At 48.0% G+C, this 22,563-nt stretch carries 15 protein-coding genes, 1 tRNA gene and 1 riboswitch; of the genes, 14 read left to right on the forward strand and 2 right to left on the reverse strand.

The features are described 5' to 3' along the window. Positions 1 to 137: 137 nt before the first annotated feature. Entirely contained in the window at positions 138 to 1,268 is a 1,131-nt protein-coding gene (locus MHB82_RS10305) for a glycosyltransferase family 4 protein (protein WP_110759477.1), read from the forward strand. Positions 1,269 to 1,376: 108 nt separating this feature from the next. Here MHB82_RS10305 and MHB82_RS10310 read toward each other — a convergent pair whose 3' ends face one another. Beyond that, positions 1,377 to 2,435 carry a YkvI family membrane protein gene (locus tag MHB82_RS10310; RefSeq protein ID WP_110759474.1) on the reverse strand — a complete coding sequence of 353 codons (1,059 nt, stop codon included), beginning with the start codon at positions 2,433 to 2,435 and terminating at the stop codon, positions 1,377 to 1,379. 205 nt (positions 2,436 to 2,640) lie between these two features. Between MHB82_RS10310 and MHB82_RS10315 the strand changes: the two genes are divergently transcribed. The 4 genes from MHB82_RS10315 to MHB82_RS10330 all read left to right on the forward strand — a co-directional run bounded on the left by MHB82_RS10315 (position 2,641) and on the right by MHB82_RS10330 (position 4,441). Continuing rightward, on the forward strand, positions 2,641 to 3,222 hold the full coding sequence (locus tag MHB82_RS10315) for a xanthine phosphoribosyltransferase (RefSeq protein ID WP_341174595.1): 582 nt from the start codon (positions 2,641 to 2,643) through the stop codon (positions 3,220 to 3,222). Positions 3,223 to 3,318: 96 nt separating this feature from the next. Next, positions 3,319 to 3,648 (forward strand): hypothetical protein, encoded by a 330-nt coding sequence (locus MHB82_RS10320; RefSeq protein WP_095287969.1) that lies wholly within the window; start codon positions 3,319 to 3,321, stop codon positions 3,646 to 3,648. Between the two features lie 118 nt (positions 3,649 to 3,766). Next, entirely contained in the window at positions 3,767 to 3,982 is a 216-nt protein-coding gene (locus MHB82_RS10325) for a hypothetical protein (RefSeq protein WP_095358831.1), read from the forward strand. Between the two features lie 129 nt (positions 3,983 to 4,111). Continuing rightward, the gene (locus MHB82_RS10330; protein ID WP_095358830.1) at positions 4,112 to 4,441 is read left to right on the forward strand and encodes a carboxymuconolactone decarboxylase family protein; all 330 of its coding nucleotides are present in this window, start codon (positions 4,112 to 4,114) and stop codon (positions 4,439 to 4,441) included. 79 nt (positions 4,442 to 4,520) lie between these two features. Here MHB82_RS10330 and MHB82_RS10335 read toward each other — a convergent pair whose 3' ends face one another. Beyond that, positions 4,521 to 4,985, reverse strand: a complete 465-nt coding sequence (locus tag MHB82_RS10335; protein ID WP_110759472.1) for a C40 family peptidase — start codon at positions 4,983 to 4,985, stop codon at positions 4,521 to 4,523. Positions 4,986 to 4,990: 5 nt separating this feature from the next. Continuing rightward, positions 4,991 to 5,122, reverse strand: a riboswitch (cyclic di-AMP (ydaO/yuaA leader). A 360-nt stretch (positions 5,123 to 5,482) separates the two neighbouring features. Here MHB82_RS10335 and MHB82_RS10340 point away from each other — a divergent pair. From MHB82_RS10340 to MHB82_RS10380, 9 genes are all read left to right on the forward strand, one after another. Further along, positions 5,483 to 5,567 (forward strand) — tRNA-Leu (locus MHB82_RS10340). Positions 5,568 to 5,907: 340 nt separating this feature from the next. Further along, complete coding sequence (locus MHB82_RS10345) at positions 5,908 to 9,795, forward strand: X2-like carbohydrate binding domain-containing protein (RefSeq protein ID WP_341176619.1); 3,888 nt, start codon at positions 5,908 to 5,910, stop codon at positions 9,793 to 9,795. Positions 9,796 to 10,072: 277 nt separating this feature from the next. Continuing rightward, complete coding sequence (locus MHB82_RS10350) at positions 10,073 to 12,283, forward strand: helix-turn-helix domain-containing protein (protein ID WP_341174596.1); 2,211 nt, start codon at positions 10,073 to 10,075, stop codon at positions 12,281 to 12,283. Positions 12,284 to 12,604: 321 nt separating this feature from the next. Then, entirely contained in the window at positions 12,605 to 13,489 is an 885-nt protein-coding gene (locus MHB82_RS10355; protein WP_341176620.1) for an ABC transporter permease, read from the forward strand. A 17-nt stretch (positions 13,490 to 13,506) separates the two neighbouring features. Then, entirely contained in the window at positions 13,507 to 14,406 is a 900-nt protein-coding gene (locus tag MHB82_RS10360) for a carbohydrate ABC transporter permease (RefSeq protein WP_181429810.1), read from the forward strand. A gap of 63 nt (positions 14,407 to 14,469) precedes the next feature. Beyond that, positions 14,470 to 16,116 carry an extracellular solute-binding protein gene (locus MHB82_RS10365; protein WP_341174597.1) on the forward strand — a complete coding sequence of 549 codons (1,647 nt, stop codon included), beginning with the start codon at positions 14,470 to 14,472 and terminating at the stop codon, positions 16,114 to 16,116. A gap of 95 nt (positions 16,117 to 16,211) precedes the next feature. Continuing rightward, positions 16,212 to 17,963, forward strand: coding sequence for a right-handed parallel beta-helix repeat-containing protein (locus tag MHB82_RS10370; protein ID WP_341174598.1), 1,752 nt, complete (start codon positions 16,212 to 16,214; stop codon positions 17,961 to 17,963). A 12-nt stretch (positions 17,964 to 17,975) separates the two neighbouring features. After that, complete coding sequence (locus tag MHB82_RS10375) at positions 17,976 to 20,360, forward strand: glycoside hydrolase family 95 protein (protein WP_341174599.1); 2,385 nt, start codon at positions 17,976 to 17,978, stop codon at positions 20,358 to 20,360. A gap of 150 nt (positions 20,361 to 20,510) precedes the next feature. Then, complete coding sequence (locus MHB82_RS10380) at positions 20,511 to 22,553, forward strand: alpha-galactosidase (RefSeq protein ID WP_341174600.1); 2,043 nt, start codon at positions 20,511 to 20,513, stop codon at positions 22,551 to 22,553. Positions 22,554 to 22,563 lie beyond the last annotated feature (10 nt).

Raw genomic sequence — 22,563 nt, forward strand, 5'->3', positions numbered from 1 at the left:
CTCAGGGTCTGCAAGCTGCAACGTTGTTGTTAAAATGCTGAGGAATAAACAGTTATTTCTTTACTGAAACATACGTTCTAATATATCATGATTGAAGATGTACTGAAAGACTGAAGCTAGAAAGGGGGAAACTAACGGTGAAATTGCTGCAGGCGCTTTTCTTTCCTCCGGAGCAGCCCGGAGGTGTATCCTCTATGATTCCGTATATGCAGGAGAGGTTTACGTCTCCGAGGTGGGAGATGGACTTGTTCTCGCTGCCGAAGCGAATTCGCAACAAGGGCAGGGAGGACGTGCAGTTCGAAACGTTCGATTGGACCAAGTATCAGGAAAGTCCTGTCGTCCAAAAATATATGCAGACGTACCGTGATTATTTATGGTGGACGAAGCTGCGCATTCAGAAGCCTTATGATTTAATTCATGCTCACCATCCCATTGCAGGTCTTGCCATGAAAAGTGTATTTCCAGATACACCGCTCATTCAAACCATTCACTCCAGTTATGAGCGTGAGTTGATATTAAATGGACGAATTGAGCCAGGCGGTCTGGATCATCAGTTTTTGAGTGCCATTTATGGCGAGCTGGAGCATCAGGCAGAGCAGTTGTTAACCGTCTCCGAATCTTTTCGGCAGTATTTAACTCCTTACGTGAAACAGCCTGACGTCATTGGCATTATTCCGAACGGATTTGATGAGAAACGTTTTAAACCTATTCCTCATGATAATGCGATCCCGCAGCTGGTTACGGTATGCCGGCTTGTCCCGGCCAAAGGACTGGATATTTTGTTCAAAGCCTGTGCGGAGCTCAAAGGTCGAGGACATGACTATGTTTTACATATTATCGGGGATGGTCCGATTCGACCTGATTTGGAAGAGCTGGCTCAGCGTTTGGGTATCTATAACGAGACTATTTTTTATGGATACACCCTGCATCCGGAAGAATTCATGCCATTTTTCGATATATTTGTACTTCCTTCCAGGGCAGAGGCGTTTGGTTCCGTGTTTGCCGAGGCAGCACTGAGTTGTCTTGCGCTTATTGGTACGGACGTGGGTGGAATTCCTGAACAGATCGAGAACGGCAGCAACGGGCTGCTCGTTCCCCCTGAGGATCCTTCGGCACTTGCTGAGGCGTTGGAGAAAGTTATGCTGGATCCTTCATATCGTTACGAACTTGCACGTTCCGCGTGTGAGAAGGCCAAAACGCACTATTCTTTGGGCAGATCGGTTAATGAACTGAAAAAGCTGTACCTGCAATACGCCAGCAAAGCCTAGATTCATCCCTGAAAATAAAATAAACAGAAGAAGCCGCTGGAGAACAGCGGCTTTTTGCTTGCGAGAATATGGCATTGAAATGTAATACATTTTGGAAGACAGTATAACTTACAAGTTTTTATGTCTCGTGCGAAAGCTTCCCCAACGGTCAATCACCAATCTTCCGGCCCAGACTAGGGCAAGGCTGCCGAAGATCGGATAGAGAATGGATAGGAGAGAACTGAATCCAAACTGGCTGAGTGAGTAGCACAGCATCATAATGGTTAATGTAATTAATCTAGGGGGCACTTGTAAGTGCTGACCAAGCTGAAGAGTCATACCATAGATATCTGCGACGAATGTTGTGAATATTTCCATGAAGATCAGAGTTACATACACAGATTGCACAGCCCATCCAAGTTGGAAGGCGATGCTCCCCATCGGAATTTCGAACTGCATGATACCTGGCATCTGGGCTGACATGGCGAAATGGGCGGCTAACAGCATGAAGCCTACGCCGATTCCGCCGAGTACACCGCCCCATTTCAGGACATTACGATCACGGATTTGATTGCCTACCGGCACTAAAACAGCTTGGGCCAGTACCAGATTGAAGGATGAATACAATAGTGGAGACAGCCACACCTTTATAGGATTGGTATCCGTAGTCAGTGTAACGAACCGTAAGGCACCGGGATGGTGTATGGTGCTTGTAATCATGAGAATGGACAACAGGAGCATCATCGGAACCACAATGCTATTCATTTGCAATATGGCTTTGATGCCTCGTCCAAGAAGCAGGTACGTTCCCACTATCGTAATAATCAAACCAGTCTGGTAATGCAGTCCAAGATGCTCCACGAAGACAGAGCCTGCTCCGGCGAGCATTACACTGTTTACACCAATAAGTATCAGAAGCGTTATCCAGGTAATCCACTTTCCAGCCTTATGGCCGAATAGGTGCTTGTTCAGGTCCTCGTAAGAGCGGGAGCCGGTATCATGGGCGATGAGCATCATTTTGGTGCCCAGCCAGACAAATAGTATGGTCGATAAGCCAATGGTGATGGTGGCCCATTTGCCATACTGGGTAAAAAACTGCAATATTTCCTGCCCTGTTGCGAAGCCTGCTCCTACAACCGTTCCGATGTATGTAAATGCGATCTGCAGCACCCGGAATGCCTGTTTCATGCGTTTCCCCTCTCAGGCCCCATAATAGTTTGGACATGCGGGTACCATGGTACAAGGTATGCTTGACCCTGGTAACTCATGACAATTGAAAGAAAGCTTTGTGTTCCCAGAATCGGTCAATGATGGAGGAAAGCCGATTTCGCTTGAACTGACAGCCTCATCTATGATACTTTTACCTCATAGGATAGGCTTGGGAGGTCGAATGATGGAAGTATTAAAACAACGAATATTACAAGAAGGCGTAGTCATCTCGGATCAGGTGCTGAAGCTGGACGGATTATTGAATCACCAGATTGATCCTGCACTGACAATGGAGATGGGCCGCGAGTTTGCTGCTCGCTTTCGTGAAAGTGGAGTGACACGGGTCATAACGGTGGAGTCTTCAGGGATTCCAGTTGCTTTTGCCGCAGCACATGAACTTGGGGTGCCGCTCGTATTTGCCCGTCGAAAAAAGACACTTCTGGCAGATCCCGATGCCTACTGTGAACGTGTACCTTCCTTTACCAAAGGGATCGTAACCGATATTATGGTATCCCGCGAATATATTCATGAGAATGACCGTATTTTGTTTATAGACGATATTATCGCCAACGGAGATGCAGCTCGCGGTGTCATTAAGATCATTGAACGTTCAGGGGCGGAGCTCGTCGGATTCGGTGTCGTGGTCGAGAAATGTTTTCAGGCCGGTGCACGTACGATTCGTGAGCAGGGCATCCCGGTGGAAGCCTTGGTTCGCATTCGTTCACTGAATGATGGAACCGTGCAATTCGACGATAAACAAATGTGACAGTTTAAAGGAAAAAGCCTATTTTTTGAACAATGCCTTTGCATGACCGCGGATTTCATTTATAATGGGGTTATGTTAGGGAGAGGAGGCAACACCATGGGGAACCAACCGGCATCAGAACAATTTTTTATTGAAAAGCTGGCGGAGTCGAAAGTTCATTTTGAACGTGCCCTGGATTGTAAACATACGGAATTTGATGACCTTTATCCCTATATGATTGAACATCCTCAATTTTTCTGGTACAAACGCTATGTTGCCTGGTCAGAGTTGCTGACTATTGTAGGCTTGTGTGAAGAGTTGTCCTTCGCTTGGAAAGAACAATTTACACCACATCAAGTGGAGTACCTTGAAGAACGTGTGATGTCCGCCAAAGTGCTTGATTTTTGGTTCGAGAAGAACGACAGCAAAGAGCACGCGCAGCGGTAACTTTCAGTCGGGATATTTTTCGAATGACATAACAGTCCAATACAGTCACGTGAGACCTAAATGACTCTTCATTTAGGTCTCTTTTTGTAAATTATTTTGGAACATAGGAGCCATAGACATGATTAGTGATGCAGAACTGGATGCACTGCGCTTATCGGGTGAAAAAGTAAGAGTGGTACGGGATGGTTTGGAGTCCAACGATGTAACAGGGATTGTCGTTGCATGGGATGGGGAACAGGTGCTTATCCGTCGCCAGAACAGACGTGTGGTCAAGCTGGACCGTAGTTATCGCTATCAGCTCTTTAGCGAACCGCGCCAAAGTCCGGCTGAATGAATAGAGCCGCTCTGGAGACGGATGCATGGAATTACCATGGAGGGTTTGGCATACTTCTGCCACTCGGGAGAGAAGATAGGTACAGCGAGAATTCGTAAACTTATCAGCCGAGAGGATGTGCGGGTAGCCATGACATTGATGAATGATAAGGTACATGCCTACAAGGATCAGATTGGAGAATTAAGCGATGTATTGCCTGGCGTAGTCAAAGCGTATCACGAATTTACGGGTGAATGTTTCCAGTCAGGTGCCATTGATGCCAAAACCAAGCAGCTGATTGCCCTCGGCATTGGATTGTTTGCCAATAACGAAGTATGCACGTTTTACCATGTAGAAGAGGCCCGTGCGAAGGGCGCAACCGATCAGGAGATTATGGAGACCGTTGCGGTAGCCGGAGCGGTAGGCGGCGGTCACGCACTGTCTCAAGGTGCAATGCGTGTGCAAAAAGCATTGCACTAGGTTTTTCCTGCAAGTGAGTCTGAATAACAAGACAGCAAAACAGGCTCTGGAATGATCCAGAGCCTGTTTTTTGTCCAACTTATATTTTTCCAAGCATCTTGTTATACATAAACTGTCCAGTCACCCGTCGTGCTGTTACATAACGGTCACTGAAGTATGGATTCGACATTTTGGTGATGCTGACACCTTTACTGCTGGAAGCATGAGCGAATTGTCCGCCCCCGATGTATACGCCCGTATGCGAAATGCCGCTACCTGAAGTGTTGAAGAATACCATGTCACCTGTGCGCAGATTGGCTTTGGATACCGGAGTACCCGCCTTGGCCTGTTGCTGTGAAGTGCGTGGCAATTCAATGCTATATTTTTGGAAGATATATCTCATAAATCCAGAGCAATCAAACCCGGCCAGCGTTGTGCCGCCCCACTTGTAAGGTATTCCAGTCATGTTGTTAACGACGGTGTTAATACTGCTCGCCTCAGTGCTTGCTGCACCAGATGTAAATAGAACGGCTGCGCCAAAAATAGAAATGATCAGTTTTTTCAAAATCAATGTTCTCCCTTCGATGCCTACGGAGTTAGCTAAGGGTTCGGTAGAAGGTTCCCTATATTTCCTATGTATAAGAATAATTCACCCAAAATGGTTCCCCCGTTTTCAAACATGAAACTCGGCAAATGAATAATTAATATTTTGTAACCTTTTGAAACTATATTGCATAAATGCGTAATTGTCAAACCTTTCTTCCTCCTGCAATGTTAACGGAATTCAAGACTTTTTGTGGAAAGTAGTAGTTCTCCATGTTTATTTATGATGACAAAAACGTAATTTGTGTTTCATCAGCACATAAATTGGACAAATAAGTAAATTGGAGTAGTAGAGTAGAGCAAGGTTCATTCTCAACAGGGAAAGGCAGGTTTCGACCAGATTTTATAACTTTCGGTTATCGTAGTCTTATACTAATCATTTAACTGTTGACACGTTAAATTTCACATGATATATTATTTCTTGTCGCCGCGATAGATTATCTCGGAGATATGCCATATGCGGTCGTGGCGGAATTGGCAGACGCGCACGGTTCAGGTCCGTGTGGGCTAACCCCCCGTGGAGGTTCGAGTCCTCTCGACCGCATCATAAGAAGAAAAGGTTTCTCGTTAGGCTAGCGCCTGCGGGAAACCTTTTTTTATTTCTTTTTTATGTGACCAAAACCACGATACACACATCGTTACTTAAACAACGTCCTCTGAATCGATCTGATGGCAGCAGTTCACTTGCAAAATCTCCGGTGTAAGGGGAGAAATGCCTGTTCTATGGTTGTTGTACCCCTGCTTTCACGGTGAAATGTACGCAAAATTCCGAATTGTACCTATCCTGAGCATAATACATCCACTATTCTTTTCACGTAAGGAAAGCGCTATCATTATGGATTTGAATTCACTATTTCAGAGGGGGTAGGGATGATTTGAAGCGAATGGGTAAACGGATGGCGATGGTTTTTGTGGTGTTCATCTTTGCAGCAGTTCAGTTTGGTTTTACAGGGACCAAAGGTCGTGTGGTTGAAGCTGCTGCAGAGACAAAATTAGCTGAGAAACCTTACATGGGCTGGAGCAGTTACAGTATGCAGGTGTATGACCCTTCCGTAAAATGGACATCAGCGGAGAGCATCAAGAAGCAATCGGATGCCATGCGCGAGAAGTTACAGGCTCATGGCTATGAATATATCAATATTGATGCGGGATGGAACGGAGATAATGATGAATACGGAAGACCGATTCCTAACCAAGAGCTGTATCCGAACGGATTCCAGGAGGTTATCGACTATGTTCATAACAATGGTCAGAAGATCGGGATCTATCTGATTCCCGGATTGTCCATTGATGCATATAATAAAAACCTTGAAATCTATGGGACGGGCGGAGCTTGCCGGATGCAGGATATTGCTTATCAGCCGCTTACCGTGATGGATGCTTGGAATGCGTATACCTACAAGATTGATTTTTCGAATCCATGTGCTCAGAAATACATCGATTCCATCGCAGATCTACTGGGCGAGTGGGGCATTAACTTTGTCAAATTCGACAGCGTGACTCCAGGATCAGGAATTAACAATCTGAGCCGGGATGCACGAGGAGATGTGGAGGCCTGGTCCAAAGCTTTGGCAAGGCATAATATCTGGTTCGAGCTTTCATGGGCACTGGACCATAACTACGTGGATTTCTGGAAAGAACACGCTAATGGCTGGCGTATCGATTGGGATGTGGAAGCATACGACAGCAATGTGGGATTAACGCAGTGGGCTAATATTGCACGATTGTTTCCAATCGCTGCGCTTTGGTGGCGTGATGCAGGTCCTGGCGGGTGGAATGATTTTGACTCGTTAAACGTGGGCAATGGTTCCATGGATGGGCTCACCAAGGATGAACGGAAGACAGCCATGACATTCTGGGCGATCTCGTCTGCACCGTTGTATACAGGGAATGACATGACCAGGCTGGACAGCTATGGACTTGAACTTCTTACCAATGATGAAGTGATCGCTGTCAATCAGGCTGGACGTCCGGCTCATCCGGTATCGATGGATACCCAGCAGCAGGTATGGTATGCCAATAACGGAGACGGAACATACAGTGTGGCTCTGTTTAATCTGGGGAACCGGAGCGCTGAGGTTAAGGTCAATTGGAGTGATATTGGTCTGGAAGGACCTGCATCGGTCCGTGACCTGTGGAGCCATTCCGAACTGGGTACCTTTAACGAGGGATTTAACAGCGGTTTATTGGAGCCACATGCTTCACGAATGCTGAAAGTCAAGGCACTGAGCGGAACATCGACGGTGAATGACGATGATACAGGCATGCGTTATACCGGAGATTGGAAGCGAAATGGAGGCAAGGAACAATTAGAGGGTTCACAGGATCTGACTATAGCGATTCAGGATTCCACAGGCAATAAGAGAACGAATGCGGGTACAGCAGGAGACTCCAATGTAGCAGATGAACCTGCTGCTGAACCATCCGTTGTGGGAGACGATACCACGGTTACCGAGGTGGTCTACGTTAACGATGACGATAGTGAGATACATTACACAGGTTCATGGAATACGAATACCGGCAGAGGTTTCGGGGACTTCAATGACGATGTGCATTATACGGAAAAAGACGGAGATTATTTTGAATACACGTTCACAGGTACAGGCATCGAGCTGTTGACAGAGAAGCATCAAGAGCAAGGGGACATGAGTATTATTCTTGATAATGGAGAGGCAGAACAGGTAAGCGCCTATACCGATGGAGAAAGGGAAGCCCAGCAGGTCCTGTTCAGCAAAACAGATCTGCCAAGTGGAACACATACCCTGAAGGTCGTTAAGGCATCGGGCCAATACATGCTTCTGGATGCGCTCAAGGTAATCAGGGAAAAAGAGTCTGGTGGGCAGAACAGTGCAATAAGCCCAACCGCTGCAGACTTTGATAAGGCAGTGGATCAGCAGGCGGATGTGAAAATTACGTTAAACCTGAACGGTAATACGTTAACTGGTGTGAAATACGACGGGGGCGATCTCGGCGAAGATGACTATGATGTCATTGACAATACGTTAACGATCAAGAAACAATACCTCACCCAGCTGCCCGTCGGCACAACGAAGTTTAACGTGTTATTTAGCGCGGGGGATCCGCAGACGCTGACGATTAAGGTTATTGACACCTCAGGAATCCGATTCGCGATGATTAACAATGACGATCCCGCAATTAAGTATAGCGGCAACTGGTCACGCAGCACGGGAAGAGCATTTGGCGACTATAAGGATGATGTGCATTACGCCGAGCAGAACGGCGATTATTTTGAGTATGAATTCAGGGGAACGGGTATTCAGTTTTTTACGGAAGTGGATCCGTCCCAGGGCGACATGGATATTTACGTGGATGGTGAGTTTAAGGAAACGGTAAGTGCTTACCGTGACGGACGTTTGGCGCAGCAAAAGGTCTATAGTGTCTCAGGGCTGCCAGATGGGCTGCACACACTTAAAGCCGTGAAAAAGTCGGGACGGTTCATGCTGCTTGACTTCCTCAAGGTGGAAATCCCCAATATCATTCAGCCGGTGAGTGCTGTTTTTGACAAAGCTGAATCTGCGCAAGCCGATATTGAAGTGACACTTCTGCAGGAATCGGAAAGTTTCAAGAAGATTATGAATGGCTCACTTGAGCTGGTAAAGGGAACTGATTATGAGATAACTGGGGATAAGGTGACGCTTAGAAAATCCTACCTTGCTGCGCAGCCTCTCGGCACGTTGAACCTCCGTTTTGTTTTTGGCGGCGATTATCTCAACGATGTTCATTATTCGGCGGTAAATGGTGATTCCTTTGAGTATGTCTTCAAAGGTACCGGCATCCGTATGATTACTCCGACTGGGCCTCAGCAGGGTGAGGTGGAGATCTACATCGACGGAAATCTGGTGCAAACCGTAGATACGTATAGTGATGGACGTAAAAATAGGCAGGAGATCTACAGCATAACAAACCTGACAAGTGGAGTGCATACGCTGAAGGCTGTCAAAAAGTCGGGTGAGCTCATGCTCACGGATCAATTGAAATTTACGATATCTGCTGGGGACAGCGGGCCAACAAACCCAACAAATCCAACAAATCCGAGCAGTCCATCTGGACCTTCCAATCCGAGTGGACCTTCAACCCCTGTTGTACAGCCTCCAGTTACTCCGGTTCCGGAAACAGAAGCGGGAGAGGAACCTTCCGGGAATACTCAGACGACTCGGCATGAGGCGTATATTAACGGTTATAAGGATGGACTGTTTAGACCGAATAACAAAATCACTCGCGCAGAGATGGCAACCATGCTCGCCAAAGTCGTTGAAAAAGACGTAGCATCATCAGATTTGACGTTCAGTGATGTGAGTTCTTCCCATTGGGCAGCAGCAGCTATAGAGAAAGTTGCAAAAATGGGACTGATGCAAGGCTACAAGGATGGCACATTTAAACCGAATCAGTCCTTGACCCGTGCAGAGATGGCAAGTTTGGCTGAGAGTCTGGCTCCGGATACGACCAAACCAGGCAGTGGGTTCTCTGATATTGGCAGTCATTGGGCTAAGGAAGCAATTCAAAAAGCCCAAGGCCTGGGAATCCTGACAGGTTACAAGGACGGCACCTTCCGGCCGAATGCTGAGCTGACAAGAGCAGAAGCCGTTGTTATCATTAACCGGTCGCTGGGAAGAGGACCACTTAAGGGAGTTTCACAGCCTCAGTGGAAGGATGTATCACCTTCCCATTGGGCTTTTGGAGATATTGAAGAAGCGTCGGTTAATCATGGTTCGAAGCCTGCTGCAAGTGGCGGAGAGCAATGGGTGGAATAGATCTGAAAATAGTGTGACTGAGAAGGGGACCGTATAGGTCCCCTTCTTTCTGAATCATTTTAATAAAGAGTGGGCTGCATCAGTAAAGTGTAATGAATGAGCTGCTGCACAAGCAAGAAAACAATTGACTAAGCCAAAAAATGATATAATCTTTGATTATGATAGCGCTACCAACAAATCGGAGATGGAGGGGCTGCCCATTCGAAATTCCAGTGTTTTTCGGAAATTTCTCATTTCGTATGTCATCATTTTGGTCATACCCAGCATAGGTGGCTACATGTCTTATCTGACTTCGATTTCCGTAACGCAGTCCATTTCCATTGAGAATGGGGTTACTCAGCTTGAGAAGGGCCAAGAAATATTGGAACGGCGCATGGCTGAAGTTGAAGGCTTTACCAGACAGCTTGCCGTGAATCAGGAACTGAACGTCCTAATGAATGAAAGGGATAACGAAACGAATGTGTATGGCATATGGCGAGCCATGGAGAATGTGCTGACGTTTGGACAGACGAATGATTTCCTGCAAAATTATTATATTTATTTAGCCAATTATAATTTAATTCTTACCCCGGGTTCTTCCTACAGGCCGAATCATTATTATGCCGACTTTCATTATACGGATCTGTCACTGGAAGAATGGATGAAGCAAGTATTAAAGCAAACGCATCGAAGTGAGATCAAGCCGCTTAGTTCCTATGTCACCAGAGGGCAGCAAACTTCGGTTATTACATATATGCAGTCACTGCCGCTGGACAGTTTCAACGATTCCTCGCCAGCGGTAGCCGTCGTCGTCATTGATGAGAAGATGATCGTAGGACTGCTGTCCAGTATGACGGACCGATATGGCGGCTGGGTTCACATTAGCGATGCGGAAGGGAGAACCATTGCGCTGAAGGGGAGCGGAGAACCTGAGATGGCCAAGATGATCGATGATCCGAAATTCGATCCGAACAAGGTTAGTCAGTTCTATGAGGATGATCTGGTTATCACTACGCAATCGGATTCTAACGGCTGGGTATATCAGGCCGGGATTCCACGTGACCTTCTTCTGGAAAATGCAAACAAGATCAAGAAGATGAGCATGCTCATTACAGGTGGAACACTACTGATTGGACTGCTCGTAGGGTTGGTGCTTGCTTATCGTCATAGCGCTCCAATTAATCGACTGCTAAGTGTGATGAAGGAGCAATTCGGACGAGATGACGGGACTTCCAGAAATGAGTTTGATTTTCTAAGCGGAAACATCTCGGATATGATCACCAAGAACAAGCTGCTCGAGACAGAATTGAATCGCCAGCTGCCACTCGTAAGAGATGCTTTTTTGAAGCGCCTGATCTCCGGTGAATTCAAATCACGGGACGAGATTTGGTCTGCTGCCGAACAGGCGGATATTCATTTGCATCAGGGAGCAGGATATGCGGGTCTCGTTCAGATCAAAGGTTATGGCAGCATGGATAACGTGGATATCCTGAATGAGCTAAATGCTTCTCGGTTGCTGTTGAAGCAGGCGCTGAGCGAGCTTGGCGCTAATGTACAGATGACCGATTGGGGATCGGATAAGGTGGCCACGTTGTTTTTCTCCACGGATGAGGAAGCTGATACACAACGCACTGTAGAAGATATTACGCAGATCATGGATGATTTGGCACAGGTTGTGTTTAATGATTACCGGATCACCATCCAGTCGGGATTCGGCAACCATTTCTCGTCCGTGACGGAGGTCAGTAATTCCTTCGACCAAGCAAATCAAGCTCTTGAATATGCTATCTACATGAACGCAAGGGGCATGGTGTGGAGCAGTGAAACACAGACCGAAAATACGACCTATTATTATCCGCTCGACTCCGAGCAGCGACTGATTACCACGATCCGGGCTGGAGAGCTTGAGGAGGCCAAGCGGATTATCGAAGCCATCATGGTACAGAACATGGAGCAACGGGAGTTATCCATGGAAATGAAACATCAACTGATTGGCGAGATGAAGGGAACCTTTATCAAGCTGCTTGATCAAAAGGCATTTACGGAATACGATTGCATCGAAAACGTCAAACGGCGGGTCATCGATATTGGGTCCGCGGAGCCACTGGAGACCGTTAAGTCTGAATTGTACGAAATCATGGAAGAGCTGTGCGGACTGATTGCAAACAAGAAGAAGGATACTCATAGTCAAATCGTTAAACAGATCAAAGCGTATACCGCAGAGATGTATTCGGATGCCGAGCTAACCCTGTATCGCGTTGCTGAACATGTTGAGCGGCCTGAAAAATACATTTCCCAACTGTTCAAGGAGTATACGGGGGTTAATTTTTCTGATCATCTGATCAAAGTGCGAATGGATCAGGCGATGATCCTGTTAAGGGACAGTAATTATACCGTGGACGAAATAGCAGCAAGAGTGGGGTACAACAGTTCACATTCCTTCCGGCGTGCCTTTAAACGATTGAATGGTATTTCTCCAAGCGTGTATAGACAGACTCCCTACGAATGAATTCAATCAGGTCTTATGGCCGTGTTGTCCCAAGAGGACGATGCGGTCTTTTTGGTGCAATCTAGCGGTTTATATGGAGAAATGGCCGTTCTGTTGCAGGTTTGTGCCCTCGAAAAGGGATAACTGTACGCTCTACATCTCAATTGTACCTGTTAAGAATACATCCCAATCCACTATGATCAACGTGTAGTAAGCGCTATCACCATTGAACATCACAGGCTGAAGTCAGGGGGGGTTGTTCTGGAAAAGGAAGTCGTTGTGAATCACAGGTCATTGCCACAGAGAAATGAAACGAGCTTATGGAGCAATGCCCGCAGGAAAATGAGGAAGCACTGGCAATTGCATCTGCTGGTGATTCCACCCTTGCTGTTTTTTCTTATTTTCAAGTATTACCCAATGATTAATGCAGTCCTTGCCTTTAAGGACTATAACGTCATTAAAGGCATTTGGGGAAGTCCCTGGGTGGGGCTGCAAAACTTCCGTCTGTTCTTCGAAAATCCGTTATTTTGGACACTGGTGAAGAACACGATCATATTGAGTGGATATTTGCTGCTGGCGGGATTCCCGATTCCAATTATCTTAGCCCTTATGATTAATGAGGTGCGGAGCACGAAGTTTAAAAAGTTCGTACAGCTCGTATCGTTTGCGCCCTATTTCATCTCAACCGTCGTAATGGTATCCATTATCATGCTGTTTCTGGCACCGCGGCTTGGCTTTGCCAACATTGCCCTGAATTTTTTCGGGCTTGAATCGGTCAATTTTCTCGGTGAACCCGGGATGTTCCGATCCATCTATGTCTGGTCGGATATATGGCAAACAGCAGGATACAGTGCAGTGATCTATTTGGCAGCTCTCGCCGGAATTGATCCGACGCTGTATGAAGCGGCCAAAGTCGATGGAGCTTCACGGTTCCAAAAGATCAGACACGTCGATCTCCCAGGTCTTGTGCCGACCATCGTCATTATTTTGATTCTCAATGTTGGGAATGTCATGGCCATTGGCTTCGAAAAGGTCTACCTGCTGCAGAATCCGCTTAACCTAGCCAACTCTGAAATTATTGCAACCTACGTTTACAGCATTGGCCTGTTGAATGCCAACTATAGCTTTGCGACCGCGGTCGGACTTTTCAACTCGCTGATTAATCTCGCTTTGCTGGTTACCGTGAACGGTTTGGCGAAACGAGTGACCAACAATAGTATCTGGTAGGAAAGGAGGGTCCTCAAGTGGCAGCAACGGTACCAAAAAGGATTAGGGAATCTGCCGCCGACAGAGCGTTTCTGATTACGATCTATATTGTGCTCAGTCTTGTTGTACTGGCGGTGATCTATCCTCTGATTTTTATTATCAGCAGCTCGTTAAGCAGTCCGGCAGCCGTCACTTCTGGCCGTGTATGGCTCTGGCCTGTAGATATTTCATTCAGTGGTTACAAGGCACTATTCAACACACCCGAGATTTTAAAAGGGTACGGTAATTCCATCTTCTATACGGTGGTAGGTACGCTTATTAGTGTGGTCCTGACCATCATGATTGCCTATCCGCTATCACGCAGAAGCTTTTTTGGCCGAAATGCCTTAATGATGATCATCACCTTTACGATGATTTTCAGCGGCGGATTAATTCCGACGTATATGGTTGTGAAGCAGCTTCATCTGATCGACACACGCTGGGCGCTGCTGATTCCGAATGCCATTTGGGTATGGCAAGTCATCATTGCCCGTTCTTTCTTCAAATCCTCCATTCCCGAGGAATTGCTGGAAGCCAGCGAGATGGACGGCTGCAGTGACATGCGCTTCATCTGGAGTATCGTTCTCCCTCTATCCAAGCCCATTATCGCTGTGCTGGTGCTCATGTATGCGGTTGGGCAATGGAATGCTTATTTTGATGCTCTTATTTATCTTAAATCGGCTGATCTGTTCCCGTTACAGCTCATTCTACGCAGCATCATTATTCAGAACAACAGTGCAGGAGCGATGGATGCGGCGAAAATGGTGGAGAGACAGCAGCTTGCCGAGCTGTTAAAATATTCCTTGATTGTGGTGGCTACGTTGCCTGTGCTGGTGATCTATCCGTTTGTACAGCGTCATTTTGTACAGGGAATGCTGGTTGGTTCCATTAAGGGTTAACTCACAGCTTGAGTTAGGGAATCATTTTCTTCACCGGTAAATTACTATAGGGAGTGATCCATTTTGAAGAAAAGTCTGACAATCATACTCATGCTGCTCATGGCGTTCACGATTGTAATGAGCGGATGCTCAAGTGACAACTCGTCAAGCCCTGAATCAGGAGAGCCGGCTGCAGGAGACGGTACGGTGAACATCAGTGTATTTTCCGTACAGGAATCGGGGATCGATATCCCGACCAACCAATTCACCAAATTCGTGGAAGACAAGTTCAACATCAAATTCAACTGGCAGATCAATCCGTCGGACGGAGCCAAGGAGAAGCGCCAGATCTCACTGGCAAGTGGCGACTATCCCGATGCCTACCTGCTTACTCATTACATTGACCAATTCTCCCAAGCCGATCTTTTGAAATATGGCAAACAGGGCGTTCTCGTTCCACTCAACGATCTGATTGATCAATATGCTCCCAACATCAAAGCAGCGATGGAAAGTAACTCGAATTTGAAAACGCTTAACACAGCACCGGATGGCAACATTTATGGCCTTGTTGCCTATACGGAATGTTTCCACTGCTCCTATCCGAGCAAGATGTGGATGAATACGGAGTGGCTCAAAAAGCTCAATCTGGAGATGCCAACCACGACGGAGGAATTCAAAAATGTGCTGCAGGCGTTCAAAACGCAGGACCCGAATGGAAATGGCAAAGCGGATGAAGTACCCCTTAGCGGTTCCATCGAGGAATTTGGTGTACGCATCATTCCATTCCTCATGAATGCCTTTGTGTACGATGATGACCGCAACTACCTGCAAATGGACGGAGGAAAGGTTCAATCCGCAGCCATTACGCCGGAGTGGAAGGAAGGATTGACCTATATCAAATCGTTGTACGATGCAGGTCTCATTGATCCAGGAGCTTTTACACAGAACGCTGAAGCCTTTAAGAAAATTGGGGAAAATGCAGATGCAGAAATTCTCGGCGTCGGGGCAGGAATGCATCCCGCAATCTTCGTAAACATTGATCCTGGCAATACACGCTCGGCACACTATAACCCTGTACCTCCGATTTCCGGACCGGGAGGCGTGTCGTACGCAACGCATGATGGGGGCGGCGTATCTCCGGGAGCCAAATTTGTCATCACCAACAAGGCAAGCGAAGAAGCGCAGATTGCTCTAATTAAAATGGTGGACTATATGTTCACTGCCGAAGGTCAAACGAACGGGGCGAGTGGTCTGAAAGGAATCGATTGGACCGATCCGGGAGAAGGCGACGTGGCACTCGGCAAGGATTCCAAGCCGATGGTTAAACAGATTCCGATGGCTGAGGGAGAGGCGCCGCGCAATGCGGGCTGGAGCGGAATGGCTCATTTTTATATGCCGAAGGAGTATCGGGATACCTTTGTTCAAGGCACGGATATCTATGCTTCCGACGGTTATGAGCGCAGACTGTATGATGCTACGCTGCTGTATGAAGGACATGAGCCAGAAGAGCTGTTCCCGATCTGGTCTGTATGGATTGATCCTTCCGAAATTGATGAAGCAAGCTTGCTGCAAACCAATATCCGAAACTACATTGAGCAGAACCAGCTTCAATTCATTACAGGCAACAAGGATCTGAACAAGGATTGGGATGCGTATGTTAAAGGTCTGGAAAACCTGAAGCTGGACCGTTATCTCGAAATTTTGCAAAAGGCCTACGAGGCGTCCAAATAGCAGGTGAAGATTCGAACATCAGGGCCTGAGTTGGACCAGGCACCTGATGTTTGTTGCATTCACAGCATAAGGATGATGAGAGTAGTCTTCGTTCAATGACCAACAAGAAAGGGTGGATAATCATTCATCGGTCGAAACAAGCTGCAGAGGTTGCACCTGTGATTATTCGATTAACGGATTATGGGGCTCAGCCGGATTCGGAGCAGGATACTCAACCTGCCATGACTCGTGCCATTCGGGCAGCTTCTCAAATCTCCGGACCAGTGGTTCTGGACTGTGCTCATGGGAGGTATCATTTTTATCCGCATGAGGCCATTCAGGCTCCATATTACATCTCAAATACAGCCAGTGAGGAAGAGAACCCGGATATCACTAAGACGATTGGCTTGCGGTTGAAAGGTCTGGATGGACTAAAACTGGAAGGCAACGACTCATTGTTTATTTTCCACGGGAAGCAGACGATGCTCGTTCTGGACGGTTGCACCAATGTGGAGATATGCAATCTGCGTACTGACTATGACCGGCCAACGGTGACCGAGATGACGATTGTAGACAGGGGAAGCAGCTATTTCGATGCCAGGGTTCATCCTGATTCCCGGTATAAGATCCTTAACGGACAACTGACCTGGGTCGGAGAGGGTTGGAGCTTTATGAACGGTCCGATGCAGACCTATGATCCCTTGCGCAATACAACATGGAGAATGGACAACTGGCTGGAACAGGTGATAAAAGTTGAGGAGATCGAGCCGAGACTGCTTCGTTTTCATTTTGATTTCTCCCCTGATGTCGGCCTTGGTCATGTCCTGCAAAACCGGGATGGGCTTCGTGATCAGGTGGGTGTACTTATCACTGAATGCTCAGACGTCACCTTTGCAAATGTCGGTCTGCATTTCATGCATGGACTTGGTGTTGTGGGCCAATTCAGTCGTAATCTTACTTTTCGCCGAATGAATATGACTCCTCGTATCGAAACCCGAAGAACGGTTGCCGGCTTCGCCGATTTTCTTCATCTGTCCAGCTGTGGAGGCAAGGTCGTGGTGGAGGGCAGCCGTTTTATAGGTTCACACGATGATTCCATTAATGTGCATGGGACCTATCTTCGTATCATCGAGCGAATGGGGGAGAATTTTGTAAAAGTCCGTTTCATGCATCCCCAGACGTATGGTCTTCCTGCGTTTTACCCAGGGGACGAGATCGAGTTTGTTCGTGCTGGCTCTCTTACCACCTACGCAGCGAACCAAGTGGTGGGAGTCCAACGTCTGACTGCACGTGAGTTCATTTTGACCTTGGCCCATGGTCTTCCCGAAGATATAGGCAGCGAGGATGTGATTGAGAACATCACCTGGACACCTGAGGTAGAGATTGTGAATAACTATTTTGCCAGGGTCCCGACTCGGGGCATTCTGGTAACCACCCGGCGTAAAGTATGGATTGCTAACAATGTGTTCGAACGGATGCATATGAGTGCTATTTTAGTAGCGGCGGATGCCAAGTCATGGTATGAGTCAGGGAGGGTAGAAGATGTGACCATTACAGGCAATCATTTCATTGAATGCGGGAGCGAGGAATACCCGGTTATCTCCATTGCGCCGGAAAACGAAGAGATGGATGAGGGTTTACCCGTTCACAAGCAGGTGATTATTCAGAACAATCAATTCGAGACGTGCAGCAACGTTATGCTCTTATGTGCCAAGAATACCTCCGGATTAGTCTTCAGATCGAATGAAATCGTTCGTGCTGGCGGAGTGGATCTGCGGTCCTGCATTGAAGACTTCGTCCATATCACCGCTTGCACTGAAGTTGATATTCAAGGCAATACAGTCAGTAGCAATGCCAAAACGCAATGAGGGAGAGAACCTATGAAACTTCAATATGACAAACCTGCCAGTGTATGGACCGAGGGGCTTCCCATTGGTAATGGTCGTGTCGGTGGAATGATTTTTGGAGGAGTAGAGCAGGAGAAAATCAGTCTGAACGAGGACACTTTATGGTCGGGCTATCCTAAGGACGGTAATAATCCGGGCGCGAAGGAGGTTTTGCCGAAGGTTCGCAAGCTGATACAGGAGAGACGCTACCAGGAGGCAGATACGCTGACGAGAGAGATGCAGGGACCCTATACGCAATCCTACTTGCCCTTCGGAGATTTGCTTCTTCGTTTTGAGCATGGGGGTATTCATCATTCCTACAAACGGACGCTGGATATAGAACAGGCACTGCACAGCGTTGAATACCAGGTTGGGAACGTTACCTACAAGCGTGAGATGTTTGCTTCGAATCCCCATCAGGTGATTGTGCTGCGTCTAACCACAAGTGTACAGGGGAAACTCCATGTGCATGCCGCTCTGGACAGCCCGCTTCGGCACACACTTCAAGTAAAGGAAGATCGCTTCGTATTATCAGGTACCGCTCCGGAACATGTGGACCCCAGCTATGTCGCAAGCGATAATCCCATAAGATACGGTGAACCGGGAGCCGGGAAGGGCATGGTTTTCGAAGGACAGCTGGCGGTGACAGCAGGGGATGGACAGGTGATTGTGGATAGTCAAGGAATACATCTATTGGGGGCAACGGCTGCCACCTTCTATTTCAGTGCAGCTACAAGTTTTAATGGCTATGCCAACATGCCTGAAGGGGAGAAAAGAGATGTCACAGCGATAAATGGGTCACGACTGAACATGGCGATAGCCCAGCCATATACAAGTCTGCGTGACGCCCATACCTCGGATTATCGCTCCCTGTTTGACAGAGTGAAACTGCACCTCGGTACGCCGCTCGCTCCGGAAGGCATGTCTACAAGCCAGCGGATTACGACCTATGCGGCAGAAGATCCAGGACTTGTGGAGCTGCTCTTTCATTATGGACGCTACTTGCTGATCTCAAGTTCTCGCCCTGGTACACAGGCCGCCAATCTTCAGGGAATATGGAATGCACTTACCCGTCCGCCATGGAGCAGCAATTATACCTTGAACATTAACACGGAGATGAACTATTGGCCGGCTGAGGTCTGTAATTTGGCGGAGTGCCACATGCCTCTGCTGGATCTGATCGGTAATCTGGCAGAGAAAGGTACTGAGACTGCACAGGTTAACTATGGTACCCGTGGCTGGACGGCTCATCATAACTCGGATCTATGGGCGCATACAGCCCCGGTTGGAAATTACGGAGGTGGAGATCCAAGCTGGGCGTATTGGCCAATGGGTGGCGTATGGCTGACCCAGCATTTATGGGAGCATTATGCTTTTAGCGGAAATGAAACATATTTGAGGACAACCGCCTATCCTCTCATGAAGGAGGCGGCACTCTTTGTACTTGATTGGCTTATTGAAGATGGAAGCGGAAATTTGACTACAGCCCCATCCACTTCTCCAGAGCATAAATTTCGCACAGCAGAAGGTGTAGCAGCGGTCAGCTTGGGTTCAACGATGGATATTTCCCTGATCTGGGAGTTGTTCACCAACTGCATGGAAGCCGCGGAACGACTAGGAACAGACATGGAATTCAGGAAGGAGCTGGAGAGCGCCAGGGAACGCCTGCAGCCGCTGCAAGTCGGTAAGTATGGTCAACTTCAGGAATGGTCGGAGGATTTCGAAGATGAGGATACATACCACCGGCATACTTCGCACCTTGTAGGTGTATATCCTGGACGGCAGTTGTCCGAGGAGGAAACGCCGGAATGGTTTGCCGCGGCAAGAACTTCACTGGAGCGTCGCGGAGACGAAAGTACAGGCTGGAGCCTGGGCTGGCGTGTTGCTCTCTGGAGTCGGTTCCGGGATGGTAACCGTTCTTTGCGACTGCTCTCCAACATGCTCCGTCTGGTTCAGGACGGGGACACGGAGCAGTACAACCACGGCGGAGTATACGCCAATCTGCTTGGCGCGCATCCACCATTTCAGATTGACGGTAATTTCGCCGCATCCGCCGGCATTGCCGAGATGCTGGTGCAGTCTCACTTTTCGTATCTTGAATTGCTTCCGGCCCTACCGGATTCGTGGCAGAAGGGCTACGTATCCGGGCTGCGTGCCCGAGGCGGTTTTGAAGTTAGCATCTGGTGGGATAGGGGACAGCTCGCCGAAGCGCAGATCACCTCCATGCTGGCTACGGATTGTGTACTTCGTAGTGATGTCCCGCTCATCGTAATTTCGAATGGCACCCGGTTGGACGTGATCCGCATCAATGCCTCGACACTGAAATTTCCAACAGCAGCTGGCCAAACGTACAGTATTGCAGTGGAGGGTGACCAGTAAACATTTTGCCAGGAAGTGTGTTAAATCGCGATATGGATCGGAAGATCGGTGCATGGATTACGGTCTGTCCTGTCTTTATAATGAGGGCAGACTTGGGGGAGGGGATGACCGCTCCTGCCAACCAACCATGCAACATCGAGGAGGCATATGATGCTAACGAACGATACAGCCGTTGAAGTGCAGCAGAATGACACACGGATCCAAGTGAGCAACGGCCATGTAAATCTGGAGATTCATCTTGAAAATGGTGAGGCTTCGTGCAATGACAACCGCTCTTGTTTTGTTAACCATTTCCGCAGCGCTTTTCGCTGGCAAGGCCGGGAATATAACACGGCACACTATGAGAGACATGAGCTGAAAAGCAAGGAAGCTATTGTCCGGGAAGGATTCGGCAAAGGAGTGCACTTGGTGATCCTGCACCAGTCGTCCAAGCTTCCCCAACTAGAACAGCATTTCTATGTATACGAGTCTGTACCGTTTGTGTTGGTACAGAGCACAATCCAAAGTGATAAAGAGATCAAGGTCAATCGCATCGCGGTCGTTCAATCCAAACAGGTAACGCTTAACGCAGGAAATCAACAGGAAGAGCTCAGCATCCTGCGGATTCCTTTTGATAACGACAAATGGGTTCGATACACGGTTGTCAAACCTCCAGTGGATGTCGAAAGCTATGAAGCTGCAGCCGTGTTCGAGCCGGATAGCCGCCGGGGGTTGATTCTGGGTTCACTCACGCATGAGGTATGGAAAACGGGCATCCGGTTTAAAAGCGAGAAGAGCGGCCACGTTGAAGAACTGGATCTCTATGGCGGAGCTGTCAGTGAGCTGACCCGCGATTCCCAGCCGCATGGATATGTGACTGGGAAAATCATTGAATCACCACTCGCATTCATCGGATTTTACGAAGATTATAGAGATGGACTCGAAGCTTATGGCCGTGCCAACACCTGGATGGAGGCCCCACTGCCATGGAAGGACGGCGTTCCGGTCGGTTGGAACAGCTGGTCTGCAGCGATGAGTAAACTCGATTATGACTTGTATACGTCGACCAGTGATTTTTTGAAGAAGGAAGTGCAGCCTCTGGGTTTCCAGAACGAAGAGACCTTATACGTTAACTTTGATGCCTTCTGGGACAACTTTACACCTGAACAGATGAAAGATGCGCTGGACCGGGTACGGCAAAATGGACACAGGGCGGGTACCTACTGGACGCCATTTACATTCTGGGGGAGCCCCGAACAGTTCACCCAAGTCGTGGAAGGGACAGATGGCCAGTATACCTACGGGGATATTCTGCTTAGAGACATGGAAGGCGAGGTTTTGCCCGATGTAGATGGCGGTTTGGCTATAGACCCGACGCATCCCGGAAATCTGCTGAGAATGGACTGGTTTGCGAACAAATTCATCTCGGAAGGATTCGAGTATATTAAGCTGGACTTCCTTGCACATGGTGCCCTTGAAGGGCAGCATTACGACTCCGAGATCACAACAGGGATTGCAGCGTATCGCCACGGCATGTTTTATTTACAGCAAAAGCTCTCACCGGAGGCTACTGGCCGCCCGTTCTTCATCAACCTGTCCATTGCGCCGATCTTTCCGTATGCCTTCGCTCACAGTCGCCGCATTTCCTGCGATGTCTTCGGTACGCTTCAGGATACGGAATACCTGTTAAACTCATTGACCCATGGCTGGTGGATGAACAATACGCTGTACCGCTACAATGATCCGGACCATTCCGTGCTGTATAAGAGCTTCAACCAGGAAGCAACTGGCTGGCACGAAGGAAGAAGCCGCCTTACCGCCTCGGTGATTGCAGGTACGGTATTGCTGCTCGGAGATGATTTCCGTCAGGCAGAAGCTGCGGAGCGGGCAAAAGACTGGCTTGCCAACAAGGAAATCATGAACATTGCCCGGCTCGGCCGAACGTTCCGTCCGCTGGAAGGAGATTGTGGGAAGCAGGCATCAGACGTATTTGTACTGGAATCGGCTGACGAAAAGAGCTTTTATTTGGCCGTTTTTAATTTTGATGCTGCGAATGCCGCACATAGAACGGTTTCCCTGGAGAGAGCCGGACTGGATGCAAGTACGGTGTACAGTTATCAGGATTTATGGGAAGGGGGACAAGGGGAAGCCAGCGGCCATATGAGCGTAATGCTGGAACCAGCTGAATCCAAAATTTTCAGATTAACAGTTTGAAGAAGCTGAC

This window comes from Paenibacillus sp. FSL K6-2862, assembly GCF_038005125.1.
In the GTDB taxonomy this organism is placed as follows: domain Bacteria; phylum Bacillota; class Bacilli; order Paenibacillales; family Paenibacillaceae; genus Paenibacillus; species Paenibacillus illinoisensis_A.